Annotated in this window: 14 protein-coding genes; 7 read left to right on the top strand and 7 right to left on the bottom strand. The window is 47.0% G+C overall.

The features are described from left to right. Nucleotides 1-59: 59 nt before the first annotated feature. The 3 genes from AB0L18_RS13420 (at nucleotide 60) to AB0L18_RS13410 (ending at nucleotide 1,854) form a co-directional block, all read left to right on the top strand. Nucleotides 60-680 (top strand): outer membrane beta-barrel protein, encoded by a 621-nt coding sequence (locus tag AB0L18_RS13420; RefSeq protein ID WP_367393110.1) that lies wholly within the window; start codon nucleotides 60-62, stop codon nucleotides 678-680. A gap of 67 nt (nucleotides 681-747) precedes the next feature. Beyond that, complete coding sequence (locus AB0L18_RS13415; protein WP_367393109.1) at nucleotides 748-1,260, top strand: hypothetical protein; 513 nt, start codon at nucleotides 748-750, stop codon at nucleotides 1,258-1,260. Nucleotides 1,261-1,311: 51 nt separating this feature from the next. Next, a complete protein-coding gene (locus tag AB0L18_RS13410) occupies nucleotides 1,312-1,854 on the top strand; it encodes an alpha/beta hydrolase (RefSeq protein ID WP_367393108.1) in 543 nt (180 codons plus the stop codon). 103 nt (nucleotides 1,855-1,957) lie between these two features. Here the strand turns inward: AB0L18_RS13410 and AB0L18_RS13405 are convergent, their stop codons facing one another. The 6 genes from AB0L18_RS13405 to rplM form a co-directional block, all read right to left on the bottom strand. Beyond that, complete coding sequence (locus AB0L18_RS13405) at nucleotides 1,958-3,343, bottom strand: GH1 family beta-glucosidase (RefSeq protein WP_367393107.1); 1,386 nt, start codon at nucleotides 3,341-3,343, stop codon at nucleotides 1,958-1,960. Nucleotides 3,344-3,358: 15 nt separating this feature from the next. Beyond that, entirely contained in the window at nucleotides 3,359-4,069 is a 711-nt protein-coding gene (gene pyrH, locus AB0L18_RS13400; protein WP_367393106.1) for a UMP kinase, read from the bottom strand. Between the two features lie 122 nt (nucleotides 4,070-4,191). After that, nucleotides 4,192-5,016 carry a translation elongation factor Ts gene (tsf, locus tag AB0L18_RS13395; protein ID WP_367393105.1) on the bottom strand — a complete coding sequence of 275 codons (825 nt, stop codon included), beginning with the start codon at nucleotides 5,014-5,016 and terminating at the stop codon, nucleotides 4,192-4,194. 84 nt (nucleotides 5,017-5,100) lie between these two features. Beyond that, complete coding sequence (gene rpsB / locus AB0L18_RS13390) at nucleotides 5,101-5,817, bottom strand: 30S ribosomal protein S2 (protein WP_367393104.1); 717 nt, start codon at nucleotides 5,815-5,817, stop codon at nucleotides 5,101-5,103. Between the two features lie 118 nt (nucleotides 5,818-5,935). After that, nucleotides 5,936-6,325, bottom strand: coding sequence for a 30S ribosomal protein S9 (gene rpsI / locus AB0L18_RS13385; protein ID WP_367393103.1), 390 nt, complete (start codon nucleotides 6,323-6,325; stop codon nucleotides 5,936-5,938). 29 nt (nucleotides 6,326-6,354) lie between these two features. Continuing rightward, nucleotides 6,355-6,798: a 50S ribosomal protein L13 gene (rplM, locus tag AB0L18_RS13380; RefSeq protein WP_367393102.1), complete on the bottom strand. Its 444-nt coding sequence runs from the start codon at nucleotides 6,796-6,798 to the stop codon at nucleotides 6,355-6,357. Nucleotides 6,799-7,207: 409 nt separating this feature from the next. Here rplM and AB0L18_RS13375 point away from each other — a divergent pair, with 409 nt between their 5' ends. The 4 genes from AB0L18_RS13375 (at nucleotide 7,208) to AB0L18_RS13360 (ending at nucleotide 13,562) form a co-directional block, all read left to right on the top strand. Next, the gene (locus AB0L18_RS13375) at nucleotides 7,208-7,861 is read left to right on the top strand and encodes a hypothetical protein (protein ID WP_367393101.1); all 654 of its coding nucleotides are present in this window, start codon (nucleotides 7,208-7,210) and stop codon (nucleotides 7,859-7,861) included. A 144-nt stretch (nucleotides 7,862-8,005) separates the two neighbouring features. Continuing rightward, nucleotides 8,006-9,637 (top strand): aspartate:alanine exchanger family transporter, encoded by a 1,632-nt coding sequence (locus AB0L18_RS13370; protein WP_367393100.1) that lies wholly within the window; start codon nucleotides 8,006-8,008, stop codon nucleotides 9,635-9,637. A gap of 72 nt (nucleotides 9,638-9,709) precedes the next feature. Continuing rightward, nucleotides 9,710-11,602: a helix-turn-helix domain-containing protein gene (locus AB0L18_RS13365; RefSeq protein WP_367393099.1), complete on the top strand. Its 1,893-nt coding sequence runs from the start codon at nucleotides 9,710-9,712 to the stop codon at nucleotides 11,600-11,602. A gap of 154 nt (nucleotides 11,603-11,756) precedes the next feature. Next, nucleotides 11,757-13,562, top strand: coding sequence for an alpha-amylase C-terminal beta-sheet domain-containing protein (locus tag AB0L18_RS13360; RefSeq protein ID WP_367393098.1), 1,806 nt, complete (start codon nucleotides 11,757-11,759; stop codon nucleotides 13,560-13,562). Nucleotides 13,563-13,757: 195 nt separating this feature from the next. On the opposite strand, the gene AB0L18_RS13355 is transcribed toward AB0L18_RS13360, so the two are convergent. Continuing rightward, a complete protein-coding gene (locus tag AB0L18_RS13355) occupies nucleotides 13,758-13,994 on the bottom strand; it encodes a hypothetical protein (protein ID WP_367393097.1) in 237 nt (78 codons plus the stop codon). Nucleotides 13,995-14,007 lie beyond the last annotated feature (13 nt).

The following is a 14,007-nucleotide window of genomic DNA, read 5'->3' as shown; positions in this document are numbered from 1 at the left end:
TTTTAAGATCGAACCTCATTTAGGTGCCGTAACTTTACACTCTTAAATCAAACAATCAAATGATAAAAATATACACGCTCCACTATCAAATCCTTTTGATCTTTCTCCTTACGGGAATACTACATGCGCCACAGTTGTCTGCCCAAACCTTTTCCGCAATGCTGGTTGGTGGCTTCAACTTGTCTCAAATTGATGGCGATAAACTGGGAGGTTTCAACAAGATTGGCTTCAATACCGGAGCACGCGTCAGTGCTAAACTCACTGACCGCTGGTCCTTGAGTACCGAATTGCTGTATAGCCAACAAGGAGCCAGCCGGGTACCTACCGATGATATTTCTTCCCAATATGACAAAATCAGACTCAACTTTGTAGAAGTCCCCCTAATGATCAACTTTTCCGATTGGAAGATTCTCGCCAGTGCGGGCGTCAGTTATAACCGACTGATTAATTATGAAGTAATCAATGATGTGGGGTCTGACATTACCGAATTAGAAGACTATCGGACAGATATTCCTTCAATAATCCTGGGGGCCACCTATATCTTCTCCGAAAAACTTGCCCTCAATTTCCGGTGGTCCAAGTACTTAAGCAGCTTAAAAGCAGCGGACAACGACCCGAATACGGAAGACGTCAAATTTATCGGCCGCAACCTCGGTATTCGCCTTTACTACATTCTCTAGTTCTTAGCTTGTTTTTTCCAAATTGCGATTCCTTATCTTTGCCTCAAAGCAACAACCAATCACTGCCATGCGAATCATCTTTTTTTCTCTTTTAATTGCCGGTTTATTTTGTTCTCAATGCCAATCTGGTGCTACCGACCAAAACCAGGAAACAGCACAAACGGAAACTGCTACAACAGTCCCTGCCCCTGCTACGACCGAGACGCCCACAACACCTTACCCCAGCATTACACAGGAAAAGATGATGCACCTTTACAATAATTGTGACTATATCGACTTCGTCTTTTACAGCACCAATTTTTCGATGAGCCAAAATACCCAAGCCGCAATCCGCACTACCTTGGGTACGGTTTCTACTACGCCGGCCAAGGTCATCAGCAGTTGTCAGCCCATAGGGCGAGTCTTTTTTCAAATTGATGGCCAAAATGCAGAGGAAGCTGATTTGTTCTTCGGAGGTGCTTGTATGTATTATCTATTCCTGGAAAACGGCACCTATACATACGGTAACCAACTGACGGAAGAGGGCTTTGGTTTTTACCAGAAAATATTCCAGCAGGCGGCTAGTCAGGGGGGGCAATAGGGTGTAAGAGTGTAAGAGTGTAAAAGTGTAAAAGTAAGGAGGGGGGAATCTATGCAACAGCGGCTTATTATCCTGTCGGATCTTTGGGGCGTCGATCGGTCACAATGGTGGTCTTTTTACGAACAGCCGCTACGGCAACATTTTGAACTCCAATGGTACGATTGCTGCCTACTCGGACAAATAAATTTGGCTCACTACGAGCAAGAAGAGCTTCATCAACAATTCCTGGACGGCGGTATTGAGAGGGCCGTTGACCGTCTTTTAGCGGCAGAGAAACACTATCCACCAGCTTATGTACTCGCTTTTAGTATAGGGGGCACCATTTCTTGGAGAGCCATCCTGCAAGGGCTCTCTTGCAGTTATTTCTGTGCCGTTTCCGCAACTCGTTTACGTAAGGAAGATGAGCAACTTTCAATAAGAGGAAAACTGTATTACGGTGAGGATGATCCTTATCGTCCAGATGAAAAGTGGAGCGAAAGACAAGTTCATTTGTCCCATGCATTACTCCCCAACCATGGCCATGAAGTTTACACCAAAGCGGAGATAGCGAAAATAATTGTTCGCGAATTGATTGCCTTAGGAAATGACAAATAACGTGAGGTTGATGGTTAAAAATATGATCATCAGGCAATTCCTGCTTCCAAGCCCCCAGCAGAACAACTCTATTAAATAGGGGCGTAACCATGCGATCATACGATCACTCCTCGACCCCATTCCGCTCAATCACCTCCCGGTACCACAATGCCGATGCCTTTGGCGTACGCTCCAAAGTCTCGAAGTCAACGTAATGGATACCAAAACGCTTGGCGTAGCCAGAAGCCCATTCAAAATTGTCCATCAACGACCACAACATGTAGCCTTTGAGCTGCACACCGTTTTCTATCGCATCATGGCAAGCTCCAAGATAACCACGAACGTAAGCCAAACGGTCCTGATCATCCACTACACCATTTTTCATCTCATCGGGAAAAGCACCGCCATTTTCCGTCATCACGATAGCTGGCCCAGCGTAGCGATGATGAATCCATTCCAATAATTTTTGGCAACCCCAAGGCACGATGGCCCAGCCCATACTGGTCTTCTCCCAGGTGGGGTCGACGTGCAAATTAACATCCTGATCTTCAGACAAACCACCATTGCCGTAAACACCGCCTTGAAGCAGTTCGCCACCAGCATCAGAAGCCAACATCGTTGTGTAGTGATTCAAGCCAAAAAAGTCTGATGAACCTTTTACCTCTGCTATTTCTTCGTCAGTAAATCGTGGCAAGCGATCGCCCAACCTTTCCACCATAGTTTCGGGATAATGCCCCAGGTAAACAGGATCGGCAAACCAAGCCAAAAAGAATTCTAATGCGCGCTGGGCAGCAGTTTTATCCAAAACTGAATCCGTCAGTGGTTCCCGCCAATCACAATTGTTGGTGATCCCAATCTTCCCACCTTGGTGAGCAAACTCCTCACGGTATACCTTTACTGCTTTGGCGTGTGCCAGAATAATATGGTGCCCGGCCAGATAGGGTTCGCGGTTGGACACCCGCCCTGGGGCAAATATGCCTTGCCCATAACCAAGCATAGCGATCACCCATGGTTCATTGATGGTGATCCAGTTTTTTACTCGATCACCAAAGTATTGGTAACATACGCGCGCGTAATCCGCAAAGTAAGTTGCGATGTCCTTGTTCAACCAACCATCTTTCTCCATATCTAACGCCAATGGCAAATCCCAGTGGTATAGCGTCACCCAAGGCTCAATCCCATTGGCTAGCAACTCATCGATGAGTTGATTGTAGAATTCGATACCAGCTTGGTTGATCTGCTTGGTCGTTCCATCGGGCAGAATACGAGGCCAGGAAATAGAAAAACGATAGGCTTGTAAGCCCAATGCTTTCATCATCTGCACATCATCCTTCATTCGGTGGTAATGGTCACAAGCTACGTCACCGTGCTCATTGCCTTGCACCCGTCCGGGAATATGGGAAAAAGCATCCCAGATCGAAGGGCCCTTGCCGTCGGCCTGTGCAGCACCTTCAATTTGATAGGAGGAGGTAGCAGACCCCCAGATAAAATCAGTTGGAAATTTTTTCATAAGAACGAACACAGATTACCCCTCCACCAAAGTACCTACCCGCTCGCCTTCTACAATTCGCTTGAGGTTGCGAGGATCGTTGATATCAAAAACAATGATTGGAATATTGTTTTCCTGACAAAGTGTGAAAGCAGTCATATCCATTACGCTAAGACCTTCACTGATCACTTTGGCAAAGGTCAGTTCATCAAAGCGAGTGGCGGTAGGATCTTTCTCGGGGTCGGCGCTATAGATACCATCTACGCGGGTACCTTTCAAGATAACGTCAGCACCGATCTCATTGGCTCGTAGCGCAGCAGCGGAATCAGTCGTGAAGTAAGGGCTTCCCGTACCTGCACTAAAGATGACCACCCGCCCCTTCTCCAAGTGCCTGATAGCTCTGCGTCGGATATAAGGCTCCGCAACTTGGTTGATGGTTAATGCTGAAATCAGGCGTGTGTACACGCCATTGTTTTCCAACGAGCTCTGCAGTGCCATTCCGTTGATCACCGTGGCCAACATTCCCATATAATCCCCCTGTACGCGTTCAATACCAGAGTCTTGGGCTTGTAAGCCCCGGAAAATATTGCCTCCGCCAATCACGATCGCAACTTCTACGCCAAGTCCAATGAGTTCTTTTACTTGCTCTGCATAATGTTGCAGCATCTTGGAATCAATACCAAACCCCTGGTCTCCCATGAGGGATTCTCCGCTAAGTTTAAGGAGTACACGACGATATTTGATCATAAGGATATAGTCTGTAGCTTTTTATTTTTGCAAAGATGACAATTCAAGGCTGTATTTCCTAAAAGCCAATAAGGGATAAGCAAAAAAAAGGCGAACCGTTTCCGATTCGCCTTTCTTAAGGTTTAACCTATCGTTACGTGTTTGAAATCCGTAACCGTAAGGCCTTTTTCAACGCTGTTTAAGTAATCAGCGATACTTTGTTTGTTGTCTTTGACAAACATCTGGTTCAACAAAGTATTGTCTTTGAAGAACTTATTGAGTTTGCCTTTGGCAATTTTGTCCAGCATAGCTTCTGGCTTACCTTCCTGGCGAGCCAACTCCATACCGATCTCGATTTCTTTATCGATGATCGACTGGTCTACACCATTCTCATCTACTGCCACTGGCTTCATGGCTGCTACTTGCATAGCTACGTCACGTCCAGCTTCGTATACGGCATCACCGGTAGAAGATAAACCTACGATAACACCAGCTTTATTGCCCATGTGAATGTAAGGAGCTACAACCGCAGCTTCCAAACGCTCGTAAGTCAATTCCATCTTCTCCGTGAACTTCGTCAGCAAATCGTTCAACAAAGATGCAACGGTACTAGTGCCTGCAGCAGCTTCCATCAACTCTTCCTTGCTTGCAGGAAAAGCCTTCAGTGCAGCTTCCGCAATAGCATTGACGCCATCCACGAATTCCTGGTTTTTGGAAACGAAGTCAGTTTCAGAACTCAACTTCACGATTACGCCACGGGTTTTGTCATCGCTTACCAGCGCAACAACAGCACCTTCGTTGGCATCGTTGTCAGCACGCTTAGCAGAAACCTTCTGGCCTTTCAAGCGAAGGGTTTCAATAGCTTTATCAAAATCACCCTCAGCTTCGTTCAGGGCATTTTTACAATCCATCATACCTGCGCCAGTCATATCGCGCAGTTTCTTAATGTCAGCAGCAGTTACGCTCATTTTGACTTTAAATTTTAAGAAGTTAAGAGTTTGAGAATAGCATCGGTTTAACCAATTCTGTCAATCATTGGTTTCGGTGATAAACTAGGCTTTCTCTTTCTCTGCCTTTTCAGACTTACGCTCTTGCTGGCCCAACTTGATCATTTCCGTGATGTAGTTGGTAATAATAGCAATCGACTTAGAGGCATCATCATTCCCTGGAATTGGGTAATCCACCTGGTTAGGATCAGAGTTGGTATCAACGATACCAATCGTACGTACTCCTAATTTGTGAGCTTCCGCAATGGCAATGTGCTCGTGGTGAATATCTACGATAAACATCGCTGAAGGCGTACGGTTCAGGTTGGCAATACCACCTAGTACCTTGTCCAATTTAGCGTGTTCGCGCGTCAGCGTCAGGCGCTCCTTCTTCGTAATGCTGCTCAAAGAACCATCCGCCAACATCCGCTCGATGTTCTGCATTTTACGTACAGAACGACGAATGGTAGCAAAGTTGGTCATCATACCTCCCAACCAACGATCGGTTACGAAAGGCATATCTACGCTACGTGCTGCATCAGCAACAATCTCGCGCGCTTGCTTCTTTGTGGCTACGAATAATACTTTCTTACCCGCTCTGGCCATCTGGCGAGCAGCTTGTCCAGCACGCTCCAAACACTCCAGGGTACGGTTCAAATCAATTAGGTGAATTCCTTTGCGTTCCGCGAAGATATAGGGAGACATCTTAGGATTCCACTTCTTCTTGAGGTGCCCGAAGTGTACACCGGATGCGAGCAACTCTTTATAATTAGGCTTTTCCATTATTAATTTTTGATTTATTTGAACGCTTGCCTAGCTCAAAGGCCGTGGCCAGCATTCATCATCTAATCATTTTAGTTTTCTGAAAAACGACAACAATCGTTTCCCAAAACACCAAATATTAACGCTTAGAGAACTGGAAGCTCTTACGGGCCTTAGGCTTACCGTATTTCTTACGTTCTACAATACGCGCATCACGCATCAGGAACTTCTGGTCCTTGAGTGCCTTGCGGAAGTCTTCGTTAAGCTTCACCAATGCCCGGGCAATTGCCATCCGGATAGCCTCAGCTTGTCCTTTGTAACCACCACCGTCTACGTTTACTTTGATATCGTAGATCTTGCTATCAATCTCAACGGTGCTGAATGGATCAAGCACTTTGTGTTGGATGTGAGACTGGGGAAAGTATTCGGTCAAAGTCTTACCATTGATGGTAACGTTGCCAGTACCCTGCGTCAAATAAATGCGGGCTACAGCAGCTTTTCTTCTTCCGATCGTATTGATCATTTCCATATTATCGTAGAAAATTTACGTTCTATTATTTAAAGTTCGAGCGCTTGTGGCTTCTGTGCTGCATGTGGATGCTCAGCACCAGCGTAAACGAACAGTTTCTTGTATTGCGCACGACCTAGCTTGGTCTTAGGCAACATACCACGTACGGCAGTTTCCACAATCGCAATTGGCTTCTTCACCAATAGCTCCTTCGCTTTGGTAGCACGCTGACCACCTGGGTAACCCGTGTGGCGTAGGTAAATCTTCTGATCCATTTTCAGGCCAGTAAAACGAACCTTGTCCGCGTTGATTACAATCACGTAATCCCCATTGTCGAAATGCGGCGTGAAATCAGGCTTATGCTTACCACGCAGTACGGAGGCAATCGTCGTAGCCATACGGCCTACAATCATCCCTTCTGCGTCGATGATGTGCCACTTACGATCTACCGTTGAAGGCTTAGCCGGCTGTGTTTTATAGCTTAATGTGTTCACTATAAATGACTTTATTGTTGTTAAATATTGGGCTTTTTTCGAGCCTTCGCTATCCCTTACTCTATGTTAAGTACATAACTCCTCTTTCAAAAGCCGTGCAAAGGTAATACCCTTTATCACAAAAAAGAAGCTTTCGCCAAAAAAAATCACTACCTCCCTCTCGTAAGTCACTGAAAAACAGTCAAAATATCGCACAAAAATTTTAGAGGGGGTGTTTTTGGGTACTCAAAATAGGCTCTTTTTACCCACGAAAGTGCGCGCTTCGCTTGCGGGGATATGAGTTCCGATACTTCGGAATGAGTACCAACGCGAATTCCGAGGTGTCGGAATGAGCACAAAAACACCCTACTTCCTCTAAAATCCCTGAACAATTCCTCATTTTTGTTATTAAAGAGGTAACACTTTCAACATGCAGATCCGTCCTACCATCTATACGCGTTTATACCGTGATTTTTTGGCCATCGAGCCAAAGAATTACCACGCTATTATTCGCTTTTACGAGCAATGGGAAGCACAGATTGCCAAACTCGATGACGACCAGCACTACGAACTACTTTTTGCGTTCACCAATGCCCTCTTTGAGGTCGGTGCCTACCGCCAATTTTTAGTCGTCGTTGATCAGGCTATCCTGGTCTCCCTCGACGAATCATTCCACAAAGAAGAAGCTTTCAAGCAGCAACTCTTCGAACAGTTGCTTTTCCGCAAAGCCGCGGCCTTCATACAAGTCATCGAACCCGCCAAAGCAGAGCACGTTGTCCGGGAACTCCTGCGCATCAACCCCAAACATGCCTTGGCTCCCCTCTTGTTACAGAAAACCTTGCGCCAGCAAAACACCTCCATCAGTACGCTTACCCGCGCCATTGCCATCCTCCTGTTTGGTCTTTCCGCGCTTATCATCCTGATCGAAGTCCTCGTTATTCGTAGCTTTTACGATATGTATACAGCACCCGTTGAACTCAGCCGCAATCTCATCTTTATCGGAGGGCTGCTCATCCTGGGGCTCGGCGAAGCACTCACCCACTGGCGAGCGTATCGTTACACCCGGCGTTTCTTGGATAAATAGCAGCAAACAGTTTCTCTTTGAACCAATACTAGTAAAAATCATATGTCCTGATAATCCCTCGTATGGTTCAAATCAAGGTGCAGGGGAAGTCTTCTTAGAAAAAATCCTCGCCGAGGTGGTTCCAAAAAAAGCTACCTTTGCCCCATGATTGAAGCGTTCAAATCTTCACCGGTATTATTACTTTTTGTGGTCTCTGCGATTGGCTACTGGATCGGCAATATCCCTATCCGTGGCGCCAAGCTTGGGGTAGCAGCGGTACTCTTTGCGGGCCTGGCCTTTGGTGCTATAGATCCGGGGTTGGCAGTACCCGACATCATCATCGTTTTGGGGCTTTCTATGTTTGTTTATACCATTGGGCTTAGTAGTGGCCCCAGTTTCTTTTCTACCTTTCGGGCACAGGGGCTACGTAATTTTGCCTTCATCATCGTCATGCTAGGGCTTTCTGCCCTGATCACGGTTGGTATGTATTACCTCTTTGATCTCGATGCTGCTACGGCTGCCGGGTTGCTTGCCGGAAGCTCCACCAATACGGCATCACTAGCTGGTTTGCTGGATCTGATCCAACTTTCGCAACCTGCCGAACTACAAGAGGCGATGGCCAACGCCGCAGTTGTGGGCTATTCCCTCTCCTACCCCATGGGCGTCCTTGGTGTAATGTTTGCGATCAATATCATGCAGAAGTGGCTAAAAATCAACTACCAGCAGGAAGCAGCCCAACAAGCAGGCGACCTTTTTTCCAGTGAAAACATCACCAGAAGAACCATCGTCATCACCAACCCGGCGATGGAAGATAAAACCATCCGCGCCATTTTTCAGCATTTCAAACGCCAGTTGGTCTTCGGTCGGATGCAACGTAGCGGAATTGACGAGCTTCCTAATATGGACACCCGCCTCCAGTTGGGCGATCGCATCGTCCTCGTTGGCAATACCAAAGTCATTGATGAAGCGACCCTTCTCCTAGGCCGAACCGATGTCAAAGAGCTCTCTTATGACCGCAGCTCTTATGATGTTCGCCGCTTGTTTGTCTCCAACCCCAAAATTGCTGGCGAAAAAATTGCCTCGCTCAACCTCACCGAAAAATTCTCCACCATTATTACCAGGGTTCAACGCGGCGATGTAGACCTGCTGGCCAGCGGCAATACCGTATTGGAACTGGGAGACCGCGTATTGCTCGTTGCCCGTCGTTCAGATTTTGATGAGCTGAAAAAACTATTTGGCAACAGCTACGAAGCCCTCAACCACATCAACCTATTATCCTTTGGCTCTGGCATGGCCCTTGGTTTGTTGCTGGGCATGGTCACGTTCACCCTCCCCGGAGGTGTTTCTTTCAACCTGGGTTTTGCGGGTGGGCCACTGATTGTTGCTTTGATACTGGGAGCCCTGCGGCGTACAGGGCCCATTGTTTGGACCCTACCTTTTGGTGCCAACCTGGTCTTGCGACAGCTCGGCCTTATCTTATTGTTGGCTAGTATCGGCATACGATCTGGTCATACCTTCCTCAACACCATCTTAGCGGGTGGAGGTGGTTGGCTTTTTCTCGCGGGAACCATTATTGCTACTGCCACCGCTTTTATCACGCTCTGGTTAGGCTATCGCTGGCTAAAAATTCCTTTTGGTTTACTTACCGGAATGGTAGCTACTCAGCCCGCTATCCTGGAACACGCGCTTCACCAGGCGGGCAATAAATTACCCACCCTGGGGTATACCTTAATTCTGCCCATCGTCTTAATTACAAAAATCCTTTTTGTACAACTCTTGTTTGCCTTTTTGAGTTGAGTTTACCCAAGTCCTTGAAATCAGTTTATATTTGCCATAGTCGGATATTTTCTGAGAAAGCAATCTTGTAGTATGCGCAAAAAACTTGCCATCATTGTGGTTTTCGGTCTCTGCTTGCTGCCTCTCACCGTGGTGGCACAACTGACCGTTATCATCAAGCAACTACCGGATTACACACCACAAGCCGATAGCATTTATCTCGCAGGTAGCTTCAACGATTGGAATCCCAAAGACCAGAATTTCCGTTTCCAAAAACTCACCAACGGACGCTGGCAATACAACTTTCTCACACCCATGCCGGATTTTGAATTCAAAATCACGCGCGGTTCTTGGTCTACGGTAGAAGGAGGTGTCGTCAGCGAACCTATTCCCAACCGTTTTTACAGCAATACCGGGAAACAAAAAGATACGCTCCGCATTACGATCAGTGGCTGGGAAGATCAAAAAGAGGAAATTCCCTACCAGGATACTTTGCCCATCAGGGTCACTGGCCTGCCAGAAAATACGCCTATTGATGCTTCCCTCTACGTGGTAGGCTCTTTCAACGGGTGGTCGCCAGGTGATCCAGATTTCAAAATGGAGCGCGATTCCAATGGGCACTTCCGCACCACTATCCCTATCCGCACCAACATTACCGAGTTTAAGATCAGCAGAGGCAATTGGAATACCATCGAAAGCAGGGAAAATGGCTTGGCACGTCCTAATCGCCTGTTCAACTACTCCAAAGACAATAAGCAAGATCTCCTCCACATTGAAGTCGCCAACTGGGAGGATCTGGCGGGCAACCGCATCAATTGGTACGCTATGGTACTCCTGCTGGCAGCACTCCAGGGGATTTTACTCGTTATTGCCATTAATAGTTTCAAAGAACGGCACCGCCGCACCAACCGTATTCTATCGTTTTTAATCATCGTCTTATCCATCACTTTTCTAGCGCGTATCGGTGCTTTTGATCGGGACATTTTCCAGAATTATCCAAAAATCATCCTGCTTCCCGATCTGATTTACTTTACTTATGGGCCCCTTTTCTGGCTTTATCTCCGTTCACTTACGCCTAATTGGCCCTATCGCTGGCGCTGGTTTTGGCATTTTCTTCCGTTGACCCTGGTCTTCTTGTTCTATCTGCCACAGATTTTTAAAACCAACTTCGACTTTATCACCCAAGTCGTTAATCTTCAACTCCGTCCTACTTTTATTGGTGTAGCTGCTATTGGCCTCCTTTTCAGCATGGTGTACTGGCTAAGAGGTCGACAGTTTCTCCGGCAATTAAACACCAATTACGCAGCCGATGGCTTGCCTATCCTTAGTTTTTTACGCACCGTTTTTTTCCTCCATACCTTGTGCCTGATCGTCTGGCTCAGCACCTACCTGGTAGGAGCTACCGGTCTCTGGTTCGGCTTTAATTGGACCCCCATCACTGATCGGATGACGGATGCTACCTGGATCATCCTTGCGGTTGGTGCCTATACGATGGGCTATTACGCTATGCGCCAGCCTCAGATTTTTCGTAGTGCCCAGCTCAATCTTCCAGCACCTTCACCAACAAACATTTCTGAAGAAGAGGCAACTCCTGAAGCCACTCCGCTTGCCTCTTTGCAGAGCTCTCCTGTTTTGGCTCCCCCCCAGGAAGAATTCCGTCAGCTGGAACAACTCATGGAGGACAAGCGTCCTTATCTCAATCCCAGCCTCAGCTTGGGCGAATTGGCCGATCTTGCTCAAACGCCTAGTCACCAACTCTCAAAATTGATCAATGATCAATTTGGGAAGAATTTCTTCGACTACATCAACAGTCACCGGATCAAAAGCTTTCAGCAAAGGATTGACAAGGGTGACCACCAAGAACGGACGATATTGAGCCTCGCACTAGAGGCCGGTTTTAATTCCAAAACAGCTTTCAATAGGGCATTCAAGAAGCAAACGGGCCTTACTCCTCGCGAATACCTTCGCCAACACGACAATCCTTAAAGACCTCACAATCAGCACTTAAAAAGTACCACTTTCCAAAGTACCACTTTTCAACCCCAAACTGCGACCACCTTATAAACTGGTGCGACGAGGCCGTTTTGTTATATTATGTTTGCAAAAGCTTAATTATCGAAATAAAATATCATAACGAGTTATGGAAACAAAAAATATACTAGCTTTTTGCTTTTCTATCCTATTAGCCGTAACTCTCACCGCCCAAAATTATTCTCAAAGAACAGACATCATGCTCCAGGGCTTCAACTGGGTATCTCATTCCAACAGTAATGGTTGGTACAATGTGGTGCAGAGCAAAGCGCAAGAACTGGGTACTGCCCAATTTGACATGATATGGCTACCGCCACCTAGCGATGCTGCAGCTCCACAGGGGTATCTTCCCCGCGAGCTTTACAATGTAAACTCTTCTTATGGCACCCAGCAAGAACTGACGAGCTGCATCAATGCGCTGCACAACAATGGCATGAAAGTATTGGCAGACATCGTCATTAATCACCGGGTAGGATCAACGAACTGGGCCGACTTCACCAATCCTACCTGGGGCTGCTGGGCCGTCACCAACAATGACGAATGGGGACAAAACGGAGGCAATCCCTGCGGAAATTACGACACCGGCGACAATTACCACGCTGCCCGCGATCTCGACCACACCAATAGCACGGTACAAAGTGATCTAACGGGCTGGATGAACTGGCTCAAAAACACCATTGGCTTCGATGGATGGCGTTATGACTATGTCCGTGGCTTCAACGGTTATTACAATGGCCTATACAACGACGGCACCAATCCTTATTTCTCCGTTGGCGAATTATGGGACAATCTAGATCTCAATAATGTCAATGCTCACCGCCAGCAGATTGTCGACTGGATAGATGACACCCAAGGCAAATCTGCCGCTTTTGACTTCACCACCAAAGGAGTACTGCAAGCTGCGGTCAACAATCAATACTGGCGCCTCAGCATCAACGGCGGCGCACCTGGGGTCATCGGTTGGTGGCCTTCAAGGGCCGTTACCTTTATTGACAATCACGATACAGGAAGTACCCAAAATTACTGGCCCTTCCCGGGAGGAAAGGTCATGCAGGGTTATGCTTACATTCTTACGCACCCTGGCGTTCCCTCTGTTTTCTGGGATCACTACTTCGACTGGGGTTTGAAGTCTGCTATTGATCAGCTCATTGCGGTACGTAAAGACAATGGTCTCCACAGCGAAAGTAGCCTCAGTATTAAAGAGGCCCGCTGGGATTTGTACGCCGCTGAAATTGACGGCAAGGTGGCTATGAAAATTGGCCCCGGTTCTTGGTCTCCAAGTGGCTCAGGATGGGTATTGCGTACCTCCGGCACCGACTATGCCGTGTGGGACAAAGCCCCTGCTGGCGATCTTACCATCCATTTCAAACCCAGTAGCTGGAACAATCCGACCCTTTACTTTTGGAATGCTAGCCCTTCCGGGGCTACTACTTCCTGGCCAGGGCAGGCTATGCAAGCAGAAGGAAATGGGTGGTACGCCTATACCTTGAGTAATACCGACTGTAGCAACTTCATCATTAGCAACAATGGATATCCACAAAGCCCTGATTTGTACACTTGCAATGATGTTTGGATTTATGAAGGCAACTGGAACTTCTCTCTTTCCAGTCTGCCCAATACCGATCACGAAATAAACACTGGGATTGCGGAAACGGCCACCCTCACTTTAGAGGCTTACCCCAATCCAATGGCACAACAAGGTACATTGCGTATCCACCTACCTAAGGAAGGTGATATGGAAGCGAATATCTTCAACCTGGCTGGCCAGCAAATGGCCCAATTAGCGGCAGCTACCTACCCTGCCGGGCGCCATGATTTCCAAATAGATACTCGGCAATGGCCGGCTGGCATCTACCTTGCTAAAGTGAAATTTAACGACCAATACACTACTATGAAACTGATTGTCCTGCCGTAGTACATACACTACACACAATTACCAAACTTCCGGGACCATCGGTTTTAATAGGATAGGACGGGGGAGTAATGAAAAGTTCATTACTCCTCTTCTTTTTTTGTAGCTGTTGATATAAAACAAGAATCCCGAACCTCGCGCTGAGCAAGACTCGGGATATCTAAGCTTCGTTACAAGCATTAAACAATTGGATGGTACTTATATCTGTCCTTCCAGTGCCGTAGAACGACTGTAGTTCAAGATGCTCTGGAGGCTACGTTTAGGCGCGGTAAATTTCACTTTAGGAAACTGACGTTTGCTCATGCGTAGTTGTTCTAGTTCTTGGGCCAGTACCGGGTCACGACGCAGCGCATCCTGGATGGTCAATCGTTGGGCTATGCTGGTTTCTGCATACAGATAAGCCACTAAATCTTCAGGTGTAAAATTTTGCTTCATGAAAGGCATTTAT

It is taken from the genome of Lewinella sp. LCG006 (assembly GCF_040784935.1).
Taxonomy (GTDB): Bacteria; Bacteroidota; Bacteroidia; order Chitinophagales; family Saprospiraceae; genus Lewinella.
The sequence above is the reverse complement of the archived record's forward strand: the minus strand, read 5'-3'. Positions and strand labels throughout refer to the sequence as shown.